The following is a 24,081-nucleotide window of genomic DNA, read 5'->3' on the forward strand; positions in this document are numbered from 1 at the left end:
CCATGAATGAGCTACGCGGCAAACAGGCATTTATCTGTGATATGGATGGCGTGATTTACCACGGCAACCGCTTACTGCCAGGAGTGGAGGCATTTTTGGACTGGTTAAAAGCGTCGGAAAAGAAATTTCTGTTCTTGACTAATAGCAGTGAGCGATCGCCTCGGGAGTTGCGGGAGAAGCTCAAACGGTTGGGCGTAGAAGTCCCAGAGGAACATTTCTACACCAGCGCCTTGGCAACGGCGGCATTTTTGGCTCAACAATGTCCCGGAGGAAGTGCCTTTGTGATTGGGGAAGCCGGGTTGACAAATGCGCTGTATGATGCTGGGTTTTCCATGAACGATACCAACCCCGATTATGTGGTGGTGGGCGAGACGCGCAGTTATAGCTTTGAGAAATTAGAACAGGCGGCGCAGTTAGTGATTAAAGGGGCAAAGTTAATTGGCACAAATCCTGACTTAACTGGACCGAGTGAGAAAGGAATTGTGCCAGCGACAGGGGCGTTAATTGCACCCTTGGAACTGACGACGGGGGCGAAAGCCTATTTTGTCGGCAAGCCAAATCCCCTAATGATGCGCCATGCTCTGAAGAAGCTAGGCTGTCGTCGCGAGGATACAGCCATCATTGGCGATCGCATGGACACCGATATCATCGCCGGGATTGAGTCAGAAATCGAGACGGCATTGGTGTTATCCGGAGTCACCCGCCAAGAGGATTTAATCCATTTTGCCTATCGTCCCCACTATATTTTGCCAGGAGTGGGGGATTTAGTCCCTTGACATAGACTAATAGCAAGTTGCGTTTAAAGATAGCAGATAGAGTAGATGGGGTGAGGGGGTGAGGGGGAGATGGGAGAAAAAGAAAGTTCTACATTAGACTGCAATTTGATATAAACCTATATCGCAAGTGATCAACCGGACACGATATATAGCAGTACCAAGACAGGTTAGGACATTCTGTACTATTCCCTGTTCCCTGTGACACACCGAGCGTGTTACCGAGCGGAGTCGAGGTAAGTCGAGGTGTTCACTTCTTCCCTCTTGGGATCAACTGATGTCCTTTCCGTACCTCGTAGTGCTATAGTACCAAATCAGGGTTGGCTACCCCCGTTCCAGTCCGCGCAGGCGGACTTTGTTTGTGTAGCAGCGATTTCAATCGCCGTAGCTTACTATTCAGCTTGAACTGAATCCCATCACCTCAGCTACGGCGGTGGTGGTTGGCTCAATTCCTCGCTGTAATTGGTTGTTGCAGTGTTGAATCGCCGTATCCGGATCTTTTAGCCCATTCCCTGTCAGCACACAAACCACCGTTGCTCCCGTGGGAACTTGATCTTTCACTTTCAATAACCCCGCCACCGATGCAGCGCTAGCGGGTTCACAAAATATTCCTTCTTTTGAAGCTAAGAGGCGATAGGCTGCCAGAATTTCCTCATCAGTAACGCTATTAAACTGTCCCTGACTGGCATCTTTTACCGCAACAGCTTTCTGCCAACTGGCGGGATTACCAATCCGAATCGCGGTGGCGATTGTTTCCGGATGCGCCACTGGTTCACCCAGAATTAACGGTGACGCGCCAGCCGCTTGGAATCCCATCATCCGAGGTAAGCGATCGCACTTCCCATGTTGATGATACTGGCAAAAGCCCATCCAGTACGCCGTAATATTCCCGGCATTTCCCACCGGAATACACAGCCAATCTGGGGCATTTCCTAAATTATCAACAATTTCAAACGCGCCCGTTTTTTGACCTTCCAATCGATAGGGATTGACCGAATTCACCAACGTTACCGGATAATTTGCCGCTAACTCCTGGACAATCCGCAAGCAGTCGTCAAAATTTCCCTCAATTGCCAATACCTGCGCCCCATACACCAATGCCTGCGCCAACTTCCCCAAGGCGACATAGCCATCCGGAATTAACACAAAAGCCTGCATATCTCCCCGAGTCGCATAAGCCGCAGCCGAGGCAGAGGTATTCCCCGTACTGGCACAAATCACGGCTTTTGCCCCAGCTTCCTTTGCCTTAGAAATCGCTAGGGTCATACCTCGATCTTTAAAGCTACCCGTCGGGTTAAGACCATCATATTTAACCAATACCTTGACTCCCTTACCCACCGCTTCTGAAAGGGCAGGGGTAGGGATCAGAGGCGTATTTCCCTCCAAGAGAGTCACTACGGGAGTTGAGGCGGTGACGGGTAAATAAGACCGATAGGTCTCAATTAGACCCGACCATTGACAAGGCTTAGTAAAAGTATCTGTAGTTTGAGGGGTATTGGTAGCAGACAGAGTCATGTGATTTATTACTGAATTTTGGTCATGACAAATGACCCGAAAAAACGTTTGAGTGACCAGACGTGCCATAGCACATATGTAGGGGCGGGTTTCACCATTATCGCTGCTTGCCACCCAGATGTCACTAAACCCGCCCTAACTAAGTGCAAGAACTCTTCGACATAAGACGTAGCTTGCTTCTCAAGGGAGCGAGTATGACATAAGACGAATGACATAAGACAAATGACATAAGACAAATAACAAATAACAAATTCATCCCACACCTATTGGTCATGGGATGAACTCAATCAATTACCGAGAACGGTTATGAGTGACCGATTCTTTGGATTTGTTATTACGACGCTTCACCAGTTTCGGACGTTCTACTTTGTTATCAACCTCGATGGCGGCTAACTCCGGTTGCGTGTGGTCGTAGACCATTTGCAAGGCGGCGGCAGCGATCGCGTGGGGGTCGTATTCTTCACTCAACTCCCGCACGATAGGCAGGAATGATGCCATACGTTCTCCGGTGAGTGCCTCTCGTAACTCATCTTGCAATTTCTCCAAGCGCCGCGCTTCGATTTGCGATCGCGTGGGAATCCGAGACACCTGTAAGTTCTGCCGGACTTTCCGTTCAATCTGGTGCAGTTTGCGCCGTTCAAAGGGTTGAATCAAGGAAATCGCGGTTCCGGTTTTCCCAGCACGTCCGGTACGACCAATTCGGTGAATATAACTTTCCACCTGATCAGGCAGATCATAATTAATCACATGGGTGAGATGATCCACATCCAGACCCCGTGCGGCAATATCCGTCGCCACCACCCAGCGCACCTGACTCTGGCGGAATCGGGACAACAAGCGCTCCCGTTGGCTTTGGCTGAGGTCGCCATGATACTCATCCACGCTATGCCCAGCCGCTTGTAACTGACTGGTGAGTTCCGCTGCTGACCGCCGCGTCCGCACAAAAATTAGGGCGGCTTCCGGGTCTTCCAGCGCCAAAATTGGCTGTAGGGCTTTGGACTTTGAACACCCACGGGGAATCATATAAACCCGTTGCTCAATCCGTGCTGGGGTAGCTTTGGGTAGTTCCACGGTTACCGTCACCGGGGATTTGAGGAACTGGTTGACTAAATCCCGAATTGCCTTCGGCATTGTTGCCGAAAAACAGGCAGTCTGGCGTTCTTTCGGGGCTTGCTTGAGGATTTTCTTGACATCATCGATAAAGCCCATGCTCAACATTTCATCGGCTTCATCTAAGACCACCCATTTGACTTGATCTAATTTGAGATCTCCTCGATCCAGCAAATCGATCACTCGTCCTGGCGTCCCGACAACCATTTGAGCATTACGTTGTAACAGACGAATTTGGCGATCAATAGATTGTCCTCCGTAGACGGTGACTATACCGACACGGCGATTGCTGGTCAAGTCCCGAATGGCATCTGCCACTTGTCGGGCTAATTCCCGTGTTGGGGCAAGAATTAAGGCTTGTACGCCTCGGGCATTAGGATCTATCTGTTCCAACATCGGCAAAGAAAAGGCAGCGGTTTTCCCTGTACCGGTTTGAGATTGAGCGACCACATCTCGCCCTGCCAACAGTTCTGGAATGGCTTGAGATTGAATTTCCGTTGGTGTATCAAAACCTAATTTTTCCAGTTGATGGAGGCACTCTTCAGATAAGCCCAGATTATTGAATGAAAGGGTCATAATTTAACGGTTGTTGTGAGTTTTTCGTGATGGTTAAGGTCAGTCGTCAGTGATCAAGAGTCTGGGTTAAGGAGTTGGCAATCGCCAACATTCCCTTACCCTGAATCGACTCTAGTTAACCGACAACTAACAGTGGACTAGGGACTACAGAACCATAGAGGTCATAGATGCCAGCATCGGTGATTTCTACTTCCACGATGGTCCCCAAGGGGGCTTCGCCTTGGACGTAGACTAATCCATCGACCTCGGGGGCAAATCGAGCTGAGCGACCGATCTGTTTTCCGGTTGAGGGGTTCTCTTGCTCAATCAGAACGTCAACGATCTTGCCCACTTCACCTTGGTTTTTCTTCAACGTAATCGGTTGTTGAACTGCCATCAGCGTCTGGCGACGCTCCTCCATGACGGCTTGAGGAACTGAATTGGGCAAGTTGTAGGCTGGTGTACCCTCTTCGGGAGAAAAAGTAAAGACACCAACGTGGTCAAACTCGTGATGCTGGACAAATTGCAGCAAATGATTAAAGTGCTGCTCTGTCTCGCCAGGAAACCCGACGATAAAGGTAGTCCTCAGCACCGCATTCGGCAAGGCGGTTTTAATGTGATCAATAATCTGATCATTCACTCGCCCCTGCCAAGGACGGTTCATTGCACGCAGGACTTCTGGATGGGAATGCTGTAGGGGTAAATCCAAGTAAGGCAGAACATTAGGCGTTTCCTGAATTGCTGCCATCACTGGCTCGGTTAAACCCGTCGGATAGGCATAGTGCATCCGAATCCAGGGGATATCCACCTTACCTAATGCCCGCAATAGTTCAGCTAACTTGGGTTCTCCATACAGATCGACGCCATAGTTGGTTGTGATTTGAGAAATGAGGATTAATTCCTGCACGCCTTGGGACGCCAATTGTTCAGCTTCCGCCACAATTGATTCAATCGTTCGCGATCGCTGGTTTCCCCTCAGATACGGAATAATGCAGAAGGCGCACCGATAGTTACATCCTTCTGCTACTCGCAGGTAAGCGACTCCTTCTGAGGTTGTGCGATAGCGCGGCGTTGTTTCATCCGCAATATAGGTGGGTTCGGCTGAAACGGCTTTGACCCGTTCTCCTGCTTCTACCCGTTCTATCACTTCGACGATATTTTGATAATCGCCCGTTCCGACTACAGCTACAGCTTCTGGCAATTCTGCCAACAATTTCTCTTGAAAATGTTGTGCCATGCAGCCAGCAATAACAATTTTCTTATTGGCTTCTGCTAGCTCAACTAACGTGCGAACTGATTCTGTCCGCGCTGCCTCTATGAAGCTACAGGTATTTACAATAACATAGTCGGCTAAATCTTCGTTGCTATCGACTGGGTAGCCCGCTTGAACCAGCAGACCCAGGATATGCTCCGTATCAATACGATTTTTTTCACAGCCTAAATGAGAAATGGCAATGGTTGGCTTGTTGCCCATGCGGTTATCTACTACAATCGGCACTAGAGTGGAGTAGCGCTTGATTTCCAGCGCTCCTAATCAGTAAGCATGAGTCGTGAGCAGTTCCCTGTAACCGTTCTGGAGAGAACGCCTCCAGAGTTCAGGCTGATTCAATCCTGATCACTTAATTTTTTCCCAGCTTTACTCGATTCATAGGGGCATAGTCTTAGAGTTTACCCACGCTCCACCAGTCCGGATGTTCTTTGGTTGCTCTAGTTTAACCCCGTTACTTATTTATATAAAATTTTATTAATATATGCAATACACTCGGTAACTTAATCTAACTTGACGCTTGACTGGGGGAAGGGCGACTATTAGCGAGCGTCTGCTGACGTTACCCTACTTAGCGGTTGGTGCTTAAGAATTAGGCGATGGTTAGGATTCTGAGAGATTTATGCTGTCAATTACCATGGTATATCCCATTTGTCAATCCATCGAATTAGTTAGATAGAGAGTCTCTGTGGTTGTCAAACCTGAGTATATTCAAATTCTTGTGAACGGTTTTCAGGTAGATACGTGAACTTACAACAAATTTTCAAAACACCCAATCCCATCATTGGCGTTGTGCATCTGTTACCCCTGCCAACGTCTCCCCGTTGGGGAGGAAGTTTAAAAGCGGTGATTGATCGAGCCGAACAAGAGGCGACAGCACTGGCATCAGGGGGAGTTGATGGGGTAATCGTGGAGAATTTTTTTGATGCTCCCTTCACCAAAAACCAAGTCGATCCCGCTGTCGTTAGTGCGATGACCTTAATTGTGGGACGGTTGATGAATTTGGTCACATTACCCGTGGGGATCAACGTGTTACGCAATGATGCCCAAAGCGCGATCGCGATCGCCAGTTGTGTCCGTGCCCAGTTTATTCGGGTGAATGTTCTCACCGGAGTCATGGCAACGGATCAAGGATTAATCGAAGGACAAGCTTACGAACTGTTGCGGTATCGCCGAGAACTCGGTAGTGATGTGCAAATTTTAGCTGATGTCTTGGTTAAGCATGGACGCCCCTTGGGATCACCGAATTTGACTACGGCGGTACAAGAAACCATCGAACGAGGGTTAGCCGATGGCGTCATCCTCTCCGGCTGGGCAACAGGTAGTCCTCCCAGTCTAGAAGACTTAGAATTAGCATCAGCCGCCGCTAATGGAACGCCTGTATTCATCGGTAGCGGTGCCAACTGGGAAAATATTCCCACCTTGATGCAAGCCGCCGACGGGGTGATTGTCTCCAGTTCCCTGAAACGACGGGGACGAATTGAGCAACCCATTGACCCGATTCGCGTCAGTCAATTTGTGGAAGCGGTACGACGTGGTGTTAACACGACAGCGTCGCCGAAACCCATGTCTTCGGTCAAGTTACATTCTAAGTAGGAGTGAGCCATAAATTTCTCGCTTATTCCTGAAATTGTTAGTGCTGATAGACAAATTATGAGACGCCGACGTTCTGCTCCCTGGATTCATCGCCACTCCCGCCCAATCATTGGTGCGATCGCGATTCTTGGTGCTTTAGATACGGCTTACCTTACCTTGGTGGAAACTGGGGTGTTTAAAGAAGCCGTATGTCCCACAGGTGAGGTAATCAACTGTCAAGCTGTCTTAAGTAGTAGTTATGCTTGGCTTTTGGGTGTACCCCTAAGCTTGTTTGGCTTTTTAGCCTATACTGCGATCGCAGTATTTGCCTTTGCCCCCCAACTTGTTAAATCATCGGCTAACAAAGACTTTCGCCGACAAGTAGACGATGGGAGTTGGCTGCTGATGTTTGCTGGCTCAACCGCCATGGTTATCTTCAGCGGCTATCTTGTCTATTTGATGTCGTTTGTAATTAATGCCTTTTGTATCTATTGCCTGGTATCCGCCTTCTGCTCCATCGCCTTATTCGTGCTGACGATCATTGGGCGTGAGTGGGAAGATGTGGGACAACTGTTTTTCACGGGCATTGTTGTCGGTATGGTAGCGCTGATTGGCACCTTGGGTATCTATGGCATGAGTGGTGAACAGACAACGGCTGGTGGAGTAGACAGTGGCGTGATTCCCCCAGTAACCACTGCACCCACAGCCCCCTACGGCTGGAAAATAACCACCACCTCTGGCGAAGCGGAAATGGAACTCGCTCGTCATCTTACCGCCGTTGGTGCTAAAAAATATGGTGCGTTTACTTGTCCCCATTGCCACGATCAAAAGGAGTTATTTGGCAAAGAAGCCTTTAGCGAAATCGATTATATCGAGTGTAATCCGGCTGGGAAAAATCCGCAGCCTCAAGTGTGCCAAGCAGCGGGAATACAAGGGTATCCGACTTGGGAAATCAATGGTCAGTTGTATCCTGGGGTTCAGAGTTTGGAAAAATTGGCAGATTTAACCAACTACCAAGGAAAACGCGACTTTAAGTATCAATTGCCTCGGTGAGAACTGTAGAGACGTTGCATGCAACGTCTCTACACGGTTAATCCGACAACGCAAATAAATCGAGGGGGAGATGACCATACATTTCATTAATACCCCCTTCAAAGGAAGATTGGCAGGATACTAAAACACCGCGATGCTCACCCGTATAGGAATCGATATAAAACAATCCTGAATTGCCGTTATATTTGATATACACCGCTCCCTCAATCGGAGTCAGGTCAAGATTCGGTTGATACCCTAAAGCTTGAGCATAGGTTTTGAGCGCCGATAAACCCTGAGCCGCTGTATTCGCGCAAATACCAAAAATTTGATAATCTGAATGTTCGGCAAGTAACGCTAAGGCTTGCCGCAGTTTCTCTTTTTCGGCATCTGAAACCACAGGTTGACTCTCAATGCAGTTGAAGGGTTCGAGAAGCGCTTGAGCGTCTGAGAGGGTTAGAGGGGTAGAGTTTTGGGTAGACATAACTGGCGGCGATAATAACGTGATCGATGATATAGCAAAAGGTACACAGCAGAAGGCAAAGGACAAAAGGCACACAGTAGAACGCACAGAGGGTAGAAGGAAAAAGTACCCAAGTTCACGCCTAGGGTGACTTCATCAGATTTGGTATCACTTCAACATGATATTGATCACTCAATTCATGTAAAATTAATCACATTTTTTAGCCTTTATTATCACAAGCTTTCAGAGATATCGATCAAGATTTAGTCAACATTTTTACGTAAAAATAATATTTATACATAAAAAAACATCAAAAGAAAAGATCTGCAAAATTTATGAATACTTGTCCCTGCTGCTCCCATCCCTTACTTCGGCACATTAGCCACCATCATCTCTACTGGTTCTGTTCACACTGTTGGCAGGAAATGCCCAGCGTTGATACCACTCATCGTCAACCTGTCCAAGAACTAGAGCGGCTATTTAATCTGCCAACTGTCTCCAGTAAGACTAAATTAGTCAGTCGCCTGTAGTACATATTTACTAAATCTATGCCCATCAGTCCCGGTAATATTTACCGTTCATGGCGTATTACCGAGAAAATTAAGGGTATAGATCTCCGCAGAGGAGTTCTTTAATTATGGATTACTTACCCATCTGTTCATCAATTGCCGCAAATCTAGCCACTTTTTTAGACAATCTCCCTTACCAACATCAGTCAATCATCAATGGAAACATCAATGGAAAAGCGAAACATGAAATTGATTGTCAGGCGAGTGAAATTGTCCGCTCTTGTTTAGCTGACTATCCCATTAACCTTTATCTCGAAGGAGAACATCCAAAGCTCAATCCTCACGCTAACTATTCTATATTTGTCGATCCAATCGATGGGACATCCAACTGGTTACGTCAAGTGGGTGACCCGTCTTTCGTTATGGCGATCGCGGCAAAATCATCCGACGTCACCTTAGGGGATCTCGATTTTGCTTATGTGCAAGGATTACGGTCGGGAGACTGCTACTATGGGACTCAGACAGCTGCTTATTTTCAAAACGCTCACAGTCAAGACTACACTCAGATTTACTGTCACTCTCAAGTCTCCCTAGAGGACGCGATCGCCTACTTACGTCCCGGCTATCATCGGGCAAAAGAAGCATTGAGCGGCAGTTTCCCCTTGTGGGTATGCTGTCGGGATATTCGCTCCGTTGATAACTCAGCCATGGAATTTTGTGAAATCGCCCGAGGCGCTGCTGATTTCATGGTCGAATGTCGTCATCTTTCGGATAATTATAATTTGCTCGCCTATCCAATTTTAAAATCAGCCGGCGGTTATCTGGTTGATTTTCGCGGCAATTCTCTGGCGTCTCTCAGTCTGGAATCGGAATATATTGTCGATTATGTTGCCTGTGGTTCCGGCTATCTATTACGGGAAATTCTCCATATTATTCAGCGTTGGGAGCAAAATCACGAAAAAAGTTTCCGTAGTTTTTTAGGGGAAATTGAGCGGGAAAACCAAGTTTTGGGAAGTCAAATTGCTTGATTAGTCTTATGTCTTATGTCATTCGTTGTTCGACAACAGTCGGGTGGATGAGTGCTGATAGTTGCAGAGATAAATCTTGTCCAGGAGTGTAGTACAGGTTAAATTAGGAAGCTATAATCGAGAACTCCTAATTTTTTATATAAAATGCTCAAACCCCTGTCCTTGACGACTGCACTATCCCTAACCCTCCTAACCTTTACCGCCGGATGTTCCCCTCAATCTAATCCCTCCCAACCTTCCGCCAATGAAAACGAGATCGATAGTGTCTCAGTCGCCGACAGTCCATCAGAAGCGGAATTGGCGCAAAAACCAGTCGTTCCCTCACTCGCTTCCCCGGATAATCCCAATCCGGCGATTCAAGCGCAAATTGAGCAGTACATGAATGGTTTAGCCGCCAAAGGATTTGCCAAGGAAAATCATGGGATCTGGATTCAAGCTGGGGATACTCTGCTAGCGAATTATCAAGGTACTGTTCCCTTACCTGCGGCTTCTATCACCAAAGTCGCCACCTCCCTGGCTGCATTACAAACCTTTGGTCCCGATCACCAATTCATCACCCTGATTGGCGCAACGGGTGCTGTGGAAAACGGGGTTCTCCAAGGAGACTTAGTGATTGAAGGGGGAGACGATCCATTCTTTGTCTGGGAAGAAGCGATCGCTCTCGGTAATCTCCTCAATCAGATGGGTATCCAGCAGGTAGCGGGGAATTTAATAATCACAGGTAAATTTTACATGAACTTTGAGTTTGAGCCATTCACATCAGGGACTCTTCTCAGACAAGGATTAAATAGTCAACTTTGGACTCCCGCCGCCCAAACCCAATATCAAACCCTACCCCCAGACACCCCCAAACCACAAGTTGCGATCGCGGGTTCGGTACAAGTCTCCCCCACCCCTCCTAGCAACATCCAACCCCTGATTCGTCACTATTCCTTCCCCCTGGCTGAACTGATCAAAAAAATGAATCAATATAGTAATAATAAAATGGCGGACATGCTCGCCAACTCCGTCGGAGGAGCGAATGTTGTCGCCCAACAAGCCGCCGCCGCTGCAGGCGTTCCTCAAGCTGAAATTACGTTAGTTAATGGTTCTGGATTAAGCGATCAAAATAAGATTTCTCCCCGTGCGGCTTCCGGTTTATTTCTCGCCATTGCTCGATACCTTCAACCTTATAATATGAGCCTTGGCGATGTCTTGGCGGTTGTTGGACAAGATGAAGGTATTTTAAACGAACGTCCACTTCCCCCATTCGCTATTGTTAAATCCGGAAGTTTAAATAATGTCAGCGCTTTAGGCGGAGCTTTACCCACGCAGCAGCAGGGAATTATCTGGTTTTCTACGATGAATATGGGTTACAACCTGGAAGGATTTCGCGCCCAACAAGAAGCACTGCTGCAAAGTTTTATGAGCCAGTGGGGAGCCGTTCAATCATTACCCGAACCCTTACAACCCAATCCCGAACGAGCCAGTAAAACCTCTAGCAATGAAATTGTCAATGAATTATGAGGAAATAGAGAATGGGAAACAGTGACAAAGGACATAAGACATAAGACTAATTTTCCGATTGGTTCGGCAATAGGGAATGTGGAGGAATGGGATGTTTCTAGACATTGCGATCGCAGCCCATTTTTGGTGGCAAGGCTAATTCAGCCGTGATTCAGAGAAAGCGGGCTTGCTATAATAGGGCAATAATTCTGAACTACCACCTCTTTAACTATGACTTCCCAGCAACTTGACAACCGCTCTCAAGGTCTCGAAGCGCGAGTTGCAGCCTTAGAGTCAGAGCTAGCCCAGTTGAAGCAACTACTTGCTGGCTTGCTTCAGCAGGAAACTCCTTGGTGGATGAAAGTGGCAGGCAGCTTTGAAAATGATCCCACCTTTGATGAAGCTGTTCGTCTGGGTCAAGAATGGCGGCAGTCTGTTGAGTAGCGAACTAGCGCTTTACGATGTACATTCTCGACACTGATCATCTTAGTCTTATCCAGCGTAATGGGGAAGAGGGCAGACGCATTCTAGCAAGGTTGGCAACCGTTCAAGAAGCGGAAGTTGCCGTTACCATCATTACCTATGAAGAACAAGCTAGAGGTCGTCTCAGTGTAATATCTAAGGCAAAAACGTTAGACAATCAGCTACTAGCATATAAATGGCTACAGCAGCTTTTAGATAATTACCGCTCAATTGTGGTTATTCCATTTAATCGTGATGCTGGTCTAGAACACCAACGCTTGAGAAAAGCCTATCCACGTCTGGGCAATATGGATCTAAAAATTGCCGCGATTTCTATTGTGAATAAGGCAATATTACTTACTCGCAATACATCAGATTTTGGACAAATTAAAGAATTGCAAATAGAGAATTGGTCAAGACTATAGCTAATTTTCTGATTGGTTCGGCAATAGGGAATGTGGAGGAAGGGGATGTTTCCAGACATTGCGATCGCGCGATTTTAGCTGACTCAATTCAACCGTAGCCCCTCGCTGTTCTAATTCTTTCCCCTGAGCAGCAGATAAGCCCGCATTTTGCTTAAATATAGCTCCCTCAACCTTCACACCACTCAGATTAGCATTGAAAAGATTCGCGCCTGTGAGATTTGCCTGTCTCAAATCCGCATTCGTCAAGTTGACATGACGCAGAAACGTATGACTTAAATCGGCTCCCCTGAGATTTAAATGACTTAAATCAGCACGACTCAAATCAGCGCGACTCAGATTTGCCCCTTCTAAATTAGCATGACTGAGGATAGCCCGACGCAATCGCACCTCCTTTAAATTGGCTCCCCTTAACATCGCCTGATTCAGTTGAGCATTGCTGAGATTTGCTTGGCTCAAATCGGCTCTGAATAGACTGGCTCCACTCAGATTTGCCTGTTCTAAAGTTGCCCCCTCTAAATTCGCTTGATCCAATTGGCTGCGCTGTAAGTCTGCACCTGTTAAGTTCGCCTGACTCAGGTTCGCCTCACTCAAGTCAACCTCACTTAAATCCCCGTACTGGAGGCTAGTTTGTCGTAAATTGGCATTCTTGAGATTGGCACCTGTGAGAATTGCCTGATTCAAATTTCCATGGCTGAGATCCGCCTGTTGGAGGTTGGTATGTCGCAGTTTCGCCCCAATCAAACTGGCGCGACGCAGATTAATGTTTTGCAAGTTGGAACGACTCAGGTTGGCGTTATTTAGGTTAGCGCCATTGAGATTGGCAGAATTCAAGTCAGTAACCGTTAAATCAGCCCCCATGAGTATGGCGCTACTTAAATTAGCGCCCCCCAATTTAGCTAGACTCAAATTTGCCTCACTCAAATCCGCACTGCTGAGATTTGCTTCCCGTAAATCGGCAGCACTCAAATCACTATTGCGAATGTCAGCTCCCTTGAGATCACTCCCGCGTAGATTAGCGCCTTTCAATTGGCAAAAAATGCGGTATGCCTCCAACTCAGAAACCGCTGATTCGCCCTTCTTAATTTTGACGACATCAAATTGCACGTTCTCGGTATAAATGGCAAAGACAACATTAAAAATATCCAAAAAATGAATAAAAAATCGACATTCTGTTTCCGGATATTTTTCGTAATAGCGAATTAGATTGGCAATACAATTATCTAAATGAGTGCGAACATAATTACACAATAAAATAATTTTGAGCAGGAGAATTACAATTGTCAGAGGACTACCTTGGCTGGTGAGAGTGATAAAGAGTGGGGAGGGTTCCTGCCCATTTTCTGTGGTTAAAAATTCCAAGGTGCGCCGACACGTTCGCAGTAATAGCTCCATGGTCGTCGTTTCCTCATTGTATGACTCATAGAGCATCTCTAGTTTTTCGGTCAGAGTCTTTTTGAAAAAATCAATCGACTGATGAGGACTCGTTGAAAAGAGTAAATAGTCGAGTAATTTCTGCTTAAAGTCTCGATAAGTCAGCGTTTTGCTCTGCTGAACAAACACATCAGCCGTATGGGAATAACTGTGCAGAAACTTACGCGATATCAGTTGTTTGAGCAGACGAATGATTCCATTGCCCAGTCGAGTAGGATTCGGGGGCGGTTCCTTTTTAAAGGTTGGCGAATTACAATGCACGGTGTACATTGCTAGCTCAAATTTAAACTTCTCTTTTAACCGTTTTGCCGTTTTCTTAGCTAATTCTCGCTGCTCAACTGGATTTTGAGAATCTAAATATTGCGGTAACAATAAATAATAAGCATATCGATGACTCCACCCTCGACGTTCGGTACGGCTTGAGGTAAAGACTTTAAGTTCTTGATAGTCTTGGCTTTCAATAAAATTAGCAATCCACGTTCTCAAACGATTCAGGGTCTGAGATACAGTAAATTTAACTGAGTCTACCTTAGCCAGCGTTTGAATCAACTCCTCTATCGAGTCTGAGCGCCGACTTGCCAACCAATTGTTAATTAAAATATAGCAAGACCGCTTCAGAGTATTTCTGAATTCTTGCTCATTCTTTTGCTCAAGAAGCTCATACATTGAGCGAGCGACATCTGGATTTGGTGTACACTCACTAGAAAAAAATAACTGCTTAAATTCCTGCAAAACAGTTTCAGGAGGGTCATTTTCCACTCGATCGAGTAGGAATTGAAAAATAACCTCCTGAGCTTGCTGAATCCGTTGCTGCTTTGATTCTCCATCAACCGAAGAATCGATTTGCTGATTGTCTGGTATGATGCGCCCCTCCATAAATAGGCAATGAGTTGGCTAATCCTGGTGGTTATCTGTCTCTACTGCTCCATAGCGGCGACAGTCTCTGCCTCTAGTTTAACCTTTTCCCAAAATATTCTTTATCGGAAACATTTATTGTAACCAAAATCCGTAGCATCTTGGGGAGCAGGCATACAGGGGAGATGGAGGAGATGGAGGAGATGGGGGAGATGGGGAAGATGGGAGAGAGAATTTACAAAGGATGAATGACCAATGACGAATGACGAATGACGTAGCTTGCTTCTCAAGGGTAGCGAGTTCCTCACCGTTAACTTTAAATTTTCCCGTCTACTTATCCAAAAATTGCACCCTGTTGTTTGAGTTCTTGCTTCATTGGCTCAGAGAGTCCAGAATTATTCCCAAATCGAGTTCCCTTAACCTTCACATCCGTGAGATTTGCATTAAACAGGTTGGCATCAAGAAGATTAGCATGATTGAGATTTGCACCCGTCAAATTGACGTGACGTAGCAAAGCTTTACTCATATCGCTTCTACTGAGGTTACTATTGCTCAAATCTGTGCGAGTTAAGTTCGTTTTCTGAAGATTAGCATGACACAAACTGGCATAACTGAGATCCGCCCGATCCAAGTTAGCACTACTTAAATTGGCATGGTTTAGCTGAGTCCAATTGAGTTGAGCGCATCTAAGATTAGCATCCCTGAGATCTACATCCTTAAGATTGGCTTGACTGAGATCAGCATTGCTCAGATCAGCATAGCGCAGGTTGGCATTCACTAGATTCGCAGAATTCAAGCTAGCATTACTTAAGTCAGCACTACTCAGATCGGCTTGCTGGAGATTAGCACGACGCAGTTTAGCGCTCTTTAAAATTGCACAGCATAGATTAGCTTGTCGCAGGTCAGCACAACGTAGATTTGCTTCACTGAGACTCGCACCGCTCAAATTAGCATCTTGAAGCATCGCACCGCTTAACTCCGTGCGATCAAGCATCGCACCGCTTAAGTTTGTCTGACTGAGTTTGGCAAGACTCAAGTCGGCTTTGCTCAAATCAGCCCCCGCCAAATCAGCCTCCCGTAAATCTGCTGCTCTCAGATCCATATAACGGATATCTGTTCCTCTTAAATCAGCGTTCCGCAGATCCGTTCCTTTCAATTGAGAAAAGACGCGATAGTTATCAAGATCCATAACATAAGCATCTGGCTCATCGTCATTATCACTAAGTTTAACGATGTTATATTGAGTGTCTTCGGTACAAATAGCAAAAACAATCTTGAAAACTTCCAAGAAATTAATCAACCACTGACAGTCTTTTTCAGTAGAATTTTCGTAATATCGAATTAATTGGGCAATACAAACATCAAGATGCGTTTGAGCATATTTACAAATTAAAATAATTTTCAGGAGAATCACGACTAAGGTTAAAGGGTTGCCACGATTCGTTAACAAAATAAACAGAGTCGAAGGTTCTCGACCATCTTCAGTGGTTAGTACCTCAATCATTCGCCGACATGTTCGTAGTAGTAAATCACCACTAATCGGTTTGAGATGATGATTTTCATAAAGACTATCTAATCGAGCAAATAAATACTGATCGAGTATTCCCGAATAAACGGGAGTGTTAATTAAAAACAACAAATACTTTTTTAAATCCTGTTTAAAGTCTTGGTAGTCTTTATTTGTAACGTATTGGTTTAAATGATCAGCATAACTTCGGCAATTAACCAATAGTTGCCGAGAGCTTATTTTTTTGATCAGTTGGATGACGTGAGGACCTAGACGAGTTGGATTACTAATTTTTTTATCGGAGTTAAAATTAGGAGAATCATATCGAGCCGTATACATGGCTAGATCGAACTTAAATTTTTTCCTCAGCCGTCTAGATAGATTTTTGGCAGTTTCTCGCTGTTCAATTGGATTGCGAGAGTCCAGATATTGGGGAACTAATAAATAAGATGTATACCGATGACTCCAGTGCTGTTGTTCGGCTTCATATTCAGCCGTATAGGGAGCCGAAAATAATTTCAGTTCTTGATAATCGTGGCTATCAACAAAATTAGCAACATACCCTTTTAGCCGAGTCATGGAAGGGGATATAGTTGTCGGCTTCAGCGGAGGATCACCAACTAATTGAATCAGGTTTTGAATAAAATTATAACTGCGTTTTGAAGACCAGTTATTAATTAAAATATAACAAGATCGTTTTAAAGTATTTCTGAATTCTTTATCATTTTTGCTGGCAATAATTGTATCAAGTGCTGTTTTTACATGAGGCTCACTCGGCTCTTTACCAAATATAAATAATTGGCGAAACTCTTGTAATACAGTTTCTGGGGGATTGTGATGAACAAGTTTGATCAAAAATTGATAAATAACCTCTTGAGCCTGCTGAATATTGAAGTCAGACCCAGAAATGTCCTCACCTGATAAATTCAATTGTTCGCTTTCTGGCAAGATGCGCCCCGTCATGATCCAAAAAAATGTTGATTTGAACTCTCTTCTTAGCCGAGCAGTATAGGGGTGTGCAAGGGAGATTTTCGCGGGTCAGTACTGACCGCCCCACTGCACTAGCCAAATTTTGCCGACGGGAGAAGGAGCAACTGCGATCGCATAACTAAGTCAGCTAACCCTTGCTAAGACGAGTCTACTCTTCATCATACCTTAGTCTAGCTTTCTGGGACATCACCCAAAAGCGGCTATCCCTCCCACCGTCTTGGCTGGGATAGTAAGGATAGCCATTTGGTACTGTCTTCACCATTGATGGTTCCGACCAGATTCTTCGCTTCGCTCCCATCAGACAGGTTAGAACGCAACTTGGTATTAAATCCTATAGCCCTGATGAAAACTGTTGCTTGGGCCACTGATACTTCGTTCTTGACTTCAGGGGTTCAGCTTGACGACTACCTCCGACATTTCCCAAGGCGGCATTTCCTTTGCTCTTACTACTTTGTAACAACTGGTGAGCCATTAACACCATCAATGATTCAAAAACTGACGTTTTTTCATTAGGATTTAGTGTAACAATGGGCGGTCGGTTTTTGTCATTCATAAAGCCGAGGGCAAAGGCAACATGCTCTTGTCCCAAAGCGCCAGGTAAATCCATACAAGTTAGACCGATTATCATCGGAATTTGGACTCGGCTGTTCATAAACGAGATAATTTCGCGAGCATCATTGAAAGAGCTAGAACGATTAGCTGCCACCAGTAAAATATAGGCATGAGCGCGACGAATCAATAAATCCCACATAAAATCAAAGCGCGATTGACCGGGAGTCCCATAAACTTGTAACTCCATATCCCGACCTAAAATGCGTGTACCAAAATCGAAAGCAACAGTTGTGCGTTTCTTCATTAGTGATGTGTTATCTGTCGCTTTGCGTTCTGTGTCAATTACTGTCGTTTGACTAAAGGTTCGTACAAACGTCGATTTACCAGCACCCACTGTTCCGGTTACGACAAGACGCATTGTTTCCATTATACTTTTCTCCGCAGTATTTCACCTAAGTTTATGAATGTCAGATCCGTTAAGCGAGTAACTTACTTACAGCACACCGCTGTAAAAAAATATAAAATTACCCGGAATTGCACTACACCCGAAATTAATTAGCTAACCTTTAGTGTTATCTAACCATTTAGACGGAACTGGCTCCGGCGGCAATGAGTCGCTTAAATAGACGTTCAGTCCAGCCTGTTTCTTGAAGTACGGCGGCTGAACTGACTTCAATGTAGGCTTGCTCAATGAAGGCTAAATCGATCATACAAATTCGACTGAGTGCTTCTTGCAGTTCAGCAGGTTTGTCATTGGCTTTGAGTCGTTTGTCTATATCTCGTATCACCGTTGCCATCGCCGGAACAACATGTTGCGGTCCAATGCCAATTCGCACATGCACCAAGCCAATTCGCCAACGACGTTCAGCATAAGCATTACCCCAGTCATCCATACCCGTAAACATTTCGTAGAACCACTGAACAAAGGTTTCCCGGAGCCGATGGATGCGATCAGGTGTGTGATTTAAAATTGCATTCATTTCTGGATCGCTGCCTAAGTAGGCGTAGAACTGTTCGGCTACCTCTGGTGCAATTTCTTTCCCCCAATCAGCATGGAATTTCAAGAGGGATTTATCGGTTTCAGTGAAATAAATCCGATCTTGCATTTTTTGCAAAAAATCATAAGCGTTCAGGGTCATATTTTTCTCTGATCTGGATTTTAGGGTAAGTCTCAAAATAGAGTCTTCTCTAGTTCTAGCAATTTTTCTAGAGTATTGTCTGCTTGTTTTATGATAAAATCATGAATATTTTGAGTGAATGTTAAAAGGCAGAGGGCATAAGGTTTATTATCTGTACGGGGTTGTTTAATCCGTTCAATTTGTCCTAATCTTTATGGCGACAGCTATACCATTAACTATTCAAGCTTTTCCAGGATTTTTTCCAAAATCCGGAAGCTCTGGTAATTTTTTGGATTTAACTCTGTATAGTTTTATGAAGTTAATCTCTAGAGTTGTGTAGCTCTAAAAACGAGCCAGTGGATTAGATGTTTCACCCCGCTAACATAATGATAGACAGAATTAAACTCATCGCCAGGATAAATGCGCCCCCCCAATAAAGAATGAGACGCTGAGGCTGAGGCGTCTGAGTGGAAGAAGAGGTTTCAACGCTTTGTCCTTTAATCGACTGTAACCATTCAGCGACTCGTTGAAACTTGGGCAAGTTTGGATGAAGTTTTGTGAGCGAGTCTTGCCACAACTGAATAGCTTGTTCTGGTTGATTATTTTGAGCAGAGAAAATACCCATATTGGCTAACGTTTGACCTTCTCGGTAGCGATCGCGTAACTCCTGGAACATGGACAGACTCTGCTGATAGCAATCGATCGCGTTCTGGTTCTGCTGCTGCTGAAAATACACATTCCCCAGATTACTTAACGTCTTTGCCATTCCGGGGCGATCGCTCAACTCGTTAAAAATACCCAAACTCTGCTGATAACATTGGTTCGCCTTCTCCCATTGACCAGCTAACGAATACACATTACCCAAATTAATCAGTGTCTGCGCCTCTTTGTCGCGATCGCCTAATTCTCGGCTGGCTTCCAAAGCCAATCCATGAGTGCGTTCCCAGTCTCCCCAGTACCCATGAGTATTAAAGAAATTAACCAAATTCTGAGCTAGAGACACCACCACATCCCACGCCTCCGCTTGATGCGCCCACTCCACCGACGCTAATATATTCGGGCGCTCGATTTCAAACCAGTATAGAGCCGTCAACAGCCAACGACGCTCTGTCGGCGCTTGCTCTTTACCCTTAACCACAGACTGAACCAACTGGCGACGAGTTTCTGGATTAATCGCCAAATCCACCATTTCAGCCGTCTCCAGATACCAGCGACTCAGCCGTAATCGAGCCGCTTGTCGCACATCCGCAGGTTCTTGCTGCGCCAACTGTCCTCGGGCAAACAAGCGCACCACATCATGGAAACGATAGCGCCCAGGACTTACTGGGGTGACAAGCTGCCATGCCACTAACGTATCAAAAGAGTGCTGCGCGATCGCAGGTTCCACCTCCAACAACCTCGGCGCGACTTCCGCCTTAAAATTCACACCGACTAAAAGTCCCAGTAACCGGAACAAACGCGCCGAGGCTTCATCCAATGACTGATAACTCAGCACTAGGCTAGGGCGTACCGACAAATCACTCAAGTGCATTTGTGCCAGTCGCTGTCGTTCATGCTCAAGCTTGCTGGCGTAATCAGCCAATTGCCAGTGGGGGGATTGGCGCAGAAATCCCCCAGTAATCCGCAGTGCTAACGGCAGATAATCGCACTGAATAATAATGTGTTGAGTGGCGTCGGGTTCAGCCGCGATTACCTCTGCACCAATAAGATTTTCCAACAGCGATCGCGCTTCGGGTTCACTCATCACCGGTAATTCGACAATCGTCGCCTCCTCCAACCCATTAATCTGGCGGCGAGTCGTAATTAAAACCGCACAAGTGGAACATTTAGGGAGTAAAGGACGAATCTGAAACTCATCGCGGGCGTTGTCCAGGATAATTAATACCCGTTTCCCTGCCATCACAGAATGATACAGTTGAGACCGTTCACTCAAACTTTGAGGCATCGACTGATCCTCCACACCCCAAACCCGCAGAAACCCCGCAAGTACGTCTAAGGGGTCGAGAGGTTGTCCTTCACTCCCGCGCAGGTTGACATAAAGTTGAGCATCAGGAAAGTCAGATTGTAACTCATAGGCAACTTGCACCGCTAAAGCCGACTTGCCCACACCTGTGACACCCGTGACGAGTGCGATCGCGCCCTGGGATTCTTGACCTGATCTTGCCTGCTTTAACACCCCAGTCAGGCGTTCCAGTTCCCCTTGACGCCCTGTAAAATCCGCCAGTTGCAGGGGTAACTGATAGCTGGACGTCGGTTGCGTCAAAGTATTTTGATAAATCTGTTTCGCTTGACTGGGTTCAACTGTCACCGCATCTTGTACTAGACCATGAAAGTGTAATTCATACCGTGATTTATTTTCACTCATCGATTGCTCCAATGGTTTATCGCCAAACGATCATTATCACTCGCGCTTAAGTAGGTGGGGACAATTCACGTTAACGGAGAGGAACTCGCTGACCGAAAAGAAGCCAGCTACGCTGAAAAAATCTAGACATTCCTTTAAATCTATCCTGACTCAATTTTTTATAAAACGCCAGCTATAAGCGTAAAATCTACTCAAAATAGCTTGATCTTTATCTATGACGACATAAAATTAGCTGATGTCAACTTCTTTAAGAATATGAGATTTTATCATCATGAGGATATTAAACACCGAGGTTTTATCCATTGGATTAACTGTCACGATGCTTGGACAGCTTACGTCATTGAGACAACTCAATTCTCTGGTCACGTCTTCTACCGACTTGGCATTTGGACAATCGGTATGAGTCAAACCAATGAGCATCGGCAGTTGTACACGTTGGTGCATATAGGTAAGAATTTCACGAGCCGAGGAAAAATCATCCGCACGATGGGCTGCTACTAACAGAATATAAGCATCAGCTCTTTGAATTAATAAATCCCACATAAAGTCAAAGCGCGATTGACCAGGAGTCCCGTAAATATGCAGTTCCATTTCCGGACTGAGGATCAGGCGACTAAAGTCAAAAGCAACAGTCGTTTGAGGCTTCAATAAAGATGTGGAATCAGTGGCAAAGCGTTCGGTTTCAATGACGCCAGTGTCACTAGCCGTTTTCACAAATGTAGATTTCCCCGAACTAACAGGACCTGCGACAATGACCCGTAAAAATTTCATTGATTTGACTCCATAACAACACAGCGCAATTCATTCATTTTTTTGCGGATTGCATCAACCGTCTTCTTGATTAATAGATATAAGTCATTGAATCTATTGAATTGGAAGAGAATTGGTTGCAATATTTTGCTCGTTGAGGGGCGACCCGCTAAGATTAATTCACAACTGAACGTCATTCTATTGACGCGGGGCACCCACTCCTGAGGTTGACAAGTTTTAAGATTTTGCCAACGTGAGTTCGTAAAGTAAAGCGGCTACAGCCCCTCCTAATAAAGGACCCACCCAATACACCCAAATATTACCCAGTCCTCCCCCTAATAACGCGGGTCCTAAATGTCGCGCTGGATTCATCGCCCCTCCACTGATGGGACCTCCAGCGAGGATATCTAGGGCTACGGTTAAGCCAATAAATAAGCCCCCAACTTGGGGGGCACGGGGATCAATGGCGGTACCGAAGATAACGAAAACTAAGAAGAATGTCAGAAAAAACTCCATTGCTACTCCAGCAATAGGACTAATTCCTGATCCCAACGCTGGCGTACCCATACTGACGGCATTTAAAACCTGAATGGGAATACTTAGTTTAATCAGACTAGCGGCAAAAATTGCACCTAAACACTGGAAGAGAACATATCCACCCGCATTTTTGGGATCAATTTTACCGGTGAGCAATGCTCCAAATGTCACAGCGGGATTCAGATGACCACCACTAACGGCGGCTGTGGCGCTCACCATTACCGCGATGGTTAATCCATGGGCGAGAGCGATACCCGTTAGTCCAGCACCTCCTTCGGTGATATGGTTTGCGGCGATTGCGCCGACTCCAATGAAGATTAAGGCAAACGTACCAATAAATTCGGCAATGAATGCTTTCCATTTCATCGCTGTCATGTCTCCTACAGTACATCATGTCAGTTGACTGGTTGATAAACGTTGGTTTGATTTAAGGCTACTAACGAGTCCAGTCGTAGATTTTTTAATTGATGTCCCTGTGTTAGAGATGCAATACCTTGATTGTTTTTTTACTGAGTTGGTTAATTAATGTCCAACTCAGGTTACAACTCATCGTGTGAAGATTGAAACTGGATTGATTCAGGCTTTACAGAAAACCGAATATCCTGCCCATTCTTGATGATTAACAAGAGAGACGATAGAGACTTGAGTCTGTACTCTTAGAAAGAGAATGCCAATTTAATAGAAACTCACTGTAATTTTCATTCATGCCCAATTGTTTGCTAAGTTTATAAGTAAACTTTAGCTATATCTTAGCCTGAGATTTGGGAGATAAAAATTACAAGTAGCTTCCCAGATTAGTCAACTTATAAATTGGCTAAATAGACTACCTCATCGCCACTTTCAAGTCATTAACGACACGCTGAATCTCTAACTGTAAAACACCCTGTTTGGCATCTTTTCCGGCGAGGACGATTAAAACAGCATCGTTACCACAATTGGTCAAAATGCTAAACCCTTCACCACTGACAACGCTGATTTGATCCATGCCGCCTTTAGCAAGTTCAGCTCCAACTTTCTCGCCCAGAGACAGCATCGTAGCTGACATGGCAGATACCCGCACATCATCAATACCACCGGGTAAACTGGATGCAAGTGGCAAACCATCTGGAGTTACCACGGCAGCTCCCTCCACATCAGAGATCTTAGAGACAAAGTTGTGGAGAATACGGGTCATTTTGTCAGAGTCAATCGGCATTTTTTTGCTCCTAACGTATTTTCAGAGATTTAGGTTCAGTAACTTATTAGTCTTTGATCGATTGAAACAAACTAAAAATGTTTATTTCAATTAAGCTTTCTATTAAAACAATCTTAAGTCCGGATCTTTTCTATAAATTAAATTTTAAAGTTTTTTTTAATAATTTATTGGTGTTTATAAACGCCCAAATGAATCTATGATTGGCAATTAAAATCACCAAAAACACTTTGCATTAAATGCTACACCTAAAACAGTATAATCAGTAGTTTAAAAACATCATCTGCATAACACTAAGACGTTTTAAAACTCCTGAGTAAGAATTATTTTGCCGATTGAGTCGTTCAACTCAATTCAATTGATCATTCCATAAGTAAGCGAGGGTAATTTGGGCAGAGAGAACAGTACCGTAGTATTCACCCTGAAAAAATTGATGAGACAAAGCTAACCTCAGCGCAAGTCGGTGAGGTTGGCGTAAGGGAAGCCTACCGTTCAAACAAATAAGCTTAACTTAGTCATGACAAAAGACATTTCGCTTTTATCGTGACGTGAAATAGAACATCTTTACTGATGTTTTACTTCCGC

At 45.2% G+C, this 24,081-nt stretch carries 20 protein-coding genes; 8 read left to right on the forward strand and 12 right to left on the reverse strand.

What is annotated here, in order from left to right; all coding sequences use genetic code 11:
* Window positions 1-2: 2 nt before the first annotated feature.
* Entirely contained in the window at window positions 3-776 is a 774-nt protein-coding gene (locus RH949_RS25870) for an HAD-IIA family hydrolase (protein WP_044208019.1), read from the forward strand.
* Between the two features lie 393 nt (window positions 777-1,169).
* On the opposite strand, the gene thrC is transcribed toward RH949_RS25870, so the two are convergent.
* From thrC to rimO, 3 genes are all read right to left on the reverse strand, one after another.
* A complete protein-coding gene (gene thrC, locus RH949_RS25875; RefSeq protein ID WP_446357209.1) occupies window positions 1,170-2,288 on the reverse strand; it encodes a threonine synthase in 1,119 nt (372 codons plus the stop codon).
* A 291-nt stretch (window positions 2,289-2,579) separates the two neighbouring features.
* Entirely contained in the window at window positions 2,580-3,974 is a 1,395-nt protein-coding gene (locus tag RH949_RS25880) for a DEAD/DEAH box helicase (protein WP_006102098.1), read from the reverse strand.
* A 115-nt stretch (window positions 3,975-4,089) separates the two neighbouring features.
* A complete protein-coding gene (rimO, locus tag RH949_RS25885) occupies window positions 4,090-5,427 on the reverse strand; it encodes a 30S ribosomal protein S12 methylthiotransferase RimO (RefSeq protein ID WP_446357181.1) in 1,338 nt (445 codons plus the stop codon).
* Between the two features lie 537 nt (window positions 5,428-5,964).
* Here rimO and btpA point away from each other — a divergent pair.
* Window positions 5,965-6,816, forward strand: coding sequence for a photosystem I biogenesis protein BtpA (gene btpA, locus RH949_RS25890; protein ID WP_006101966.1), 852 nt, complete (start codon window positions 5,965-5,967; stop codon window positions 6,814-6,816).
* 57 nt (window positions 6,817-6,873) lie between these two features.
* Entirely contained in the window at window positions 6,874-7,848 is a 975-nt protein-coding gene (locus RH949_RS25895) for a vitamin K epoxide reductase family protein (protein WP_006101989.1), read from the forward strand.
* A gap of 37 nt (window positions 7,849-7,885) precedes the next feature.
* Here the strand turns inward: RH949_RS25895 and RH949_RS25900 are convergent, their stop codons facing one another.
* Window positions 7,886-8,311, reverse strand: coding sequence for a DUF1824 family protein (locus RH949_RS25900; RefSeq protein ID WP_006102109.1), 426 nt, complete (start codon window positions 8,309-8,311; stop codon window positions 7,886-7,888).
* Window positions 8,312-8,625: 314 nt separating this feature from the next.
* On the opposite strand from RH949_RS25900, the gene RH949_RS25905 reads away from it, so the two are divergent.
* The 5 genes from RH949_RS25905 (at window position 8,626) to RH949_RS25925 (ending at window position 12,199) form a co-directional block, all read left to right on the forward strand.
* Window positions 8,626-8,820: a hypothetical protein gene (locus RH949_RS25905; RefSeq protein WP_006101895.1), complete on the forward strand. Its 195-nt coding sequence runs from the start codon at window positions 8,626-8,628 to the stop codon at window positions 8,818-8,820.
* Window positions 8,821-8,927: 107 nt separating this feature from the next.
* Window positions 8,928-9,827 carry an inositol monophosphatase family protein gene (locus RH949_RS25910; protein ID WP_006101969.1) on the forward strand — a complete coding sequence of 300 codons (900 nt, stop codon included), beginning with the start codon at window positions 8,928-8,930 and terminating at the stop codon, window positions 9,825-9,827.
* A 144-nt stretch (window positions 9,828-9,971) separates the two neighbouring features.
* Window positions 9,972-11,333 (forward strand): D-alanyl-D-alanine carboxypeptidase, encoded by a 1,362-nt coding sequence (locus RH949_RS25915; protein ID WP_446357185.1) that lies wholly within the window; start codon window positions 9,972-9,974, stop codon window positions 11,331-11,333.
* A gap of 210 nt (window positions 11,334-11,543) precedes the next feature.
* Window positions 11,544-11,756: a hypothetical protein gene (locus RH949_RS25920; protein WP_446357187.1), complete on the forward strand. Its 213-nt coding sequence runs from the start codon at window positions 11,544-11,546 to the stop codon at window positions 11,754-11,756.
* A 17-nt stretch (window positions 11,757-11,773) separates the two neighbouring features.
* Window positions 11,774-12,199 carry a type II toxin-antitoxin system VapC family toxin gene (locus RH949_RS25925; protein WP_446357189.1) on the forward strand — a complete coding sequence of 142 codons (426 nt, stop codon included), beginning with the start codon at window positions 11,774-11,776 and terminating at the stop codon, window positions 12,197-12,199.
* On the opposite strand, the gene RH949_RS25930 is transcribed toward RH949_RS25925, so the two are convergent.
* From RH949_RS25930 to RH949_RS25965, 8 genes are all read right to left on the reverse strand, one after another.
* Complete coding sequence (locus tag RH949_RS25930; RefSeq protein WP_446357191.1) at window positions 12,200-14,506, reverse strand: pentapeptide repeat-containing protein; 2,307 nt, start codon at window positions 14,504-14,506, stop codon at window positions 12,200-12,202.
* A gap of 313 nt (window positions 14,507-14,819) precedes the next feature.
* Window positions 14,820-16,955: a pentapeptide repeat-containing protein gene (locus RH949_RS25935; protein WP_006101889.1), complete on the reverse strand. Its 2,136-nt coding sequence runs from the start codon at window positions 16,953-16,955 to the stop codon at window positions 14,820-14,822.
* 358 nt (window positions 16,956-17,313) lie between these two features.
* Window positions 17,314-17,961: a GTP-binding protein gene (locus tag RH949_RS25940; RefSeq protein ID WP_006102094.1), complete on the reverse strand. Its 648-nt coding sequence runs from the start codon at window positions 17,959-17,961 to the stop codon at window positions 17,314-17,316.
* 157 nt (window positions 17,962-18,118) lie between these two features.
* Window positions 18,119-18,673, reverse strand: a complete 555-nt coding sequence (locus tag RH949_RS25945) for a protoglobin domain-containing protein (protein WP_006101919.1) — start codon at window positions 18,671-18,673, stop codon at window positions 18,119-18,121.
* A gap of 349 nt (window positions 18,674-19,022) precedes the next feature.
* The gene (locus RH949_RS25950) at window positions 19,023-21,017 is read right to left on the reverse strand and encodes a tetratricopeptide repeat protein (RefSeq protein ID WP_446357195.1); all 1,995 of its coding nucleotides are present in this window, start codon (window positions 21,015-21,017) and stop codon (window positions 19,023-19,025) included.
* A gap of 228 nt (window positions 21,018-21,245) precedes the next feature.
* Window positions 21,246-21,788 carry a GTP-binding protein gene (locus RH949_RS25955; protein ID WP_446357197.1) on the reverse strand — a complete coding sequence of 181 codons (543 nt, stop codon included), beginning with the start codon at window positions 21,786-21,788 and terminating at the stop codon, window positions 21,246-21,248.
* 216 nt (window positions 21,789-22,004) lie between these two features.
* Window positions 22,005-22,670, reverse strand: a complete 666-nt coding sequence (locus RH949_RS25960; RefSeq protein ID WP_044208012.1) for an MIP/aquaporin family protein — start codon at window positions 22,668-22,670, stop codon at window positions 22,005-22,007.
* Window positions 22,671-23,127: 457 nt separating this feature from the next.
* On the reverse strand, window positions 23,128-23,499 hold the full coding sequence (locus tag RH949_RS25965; RefSeq protein ID WP_006101937.1) for a roadblock/LC7 domain-containing protein: 372 nt from the start codon (window positions 23,497-23,499) through the stop codon (window positions 23,128-23,130).
* Window positions 23,500-24,081: the final 582 nt, after the last annotated feature.

This window comes from Coleofasciculus sp. A1-SPW-01, assembly GCF_040217205.1.
Lineage (GTDB): Bacteria > Cyanobacteriota > Cyanobacteriia > Cyanobacteriales > Coleofasciculaceae > Coleofasciculus > Coleofasciculus chthonoplastes_A.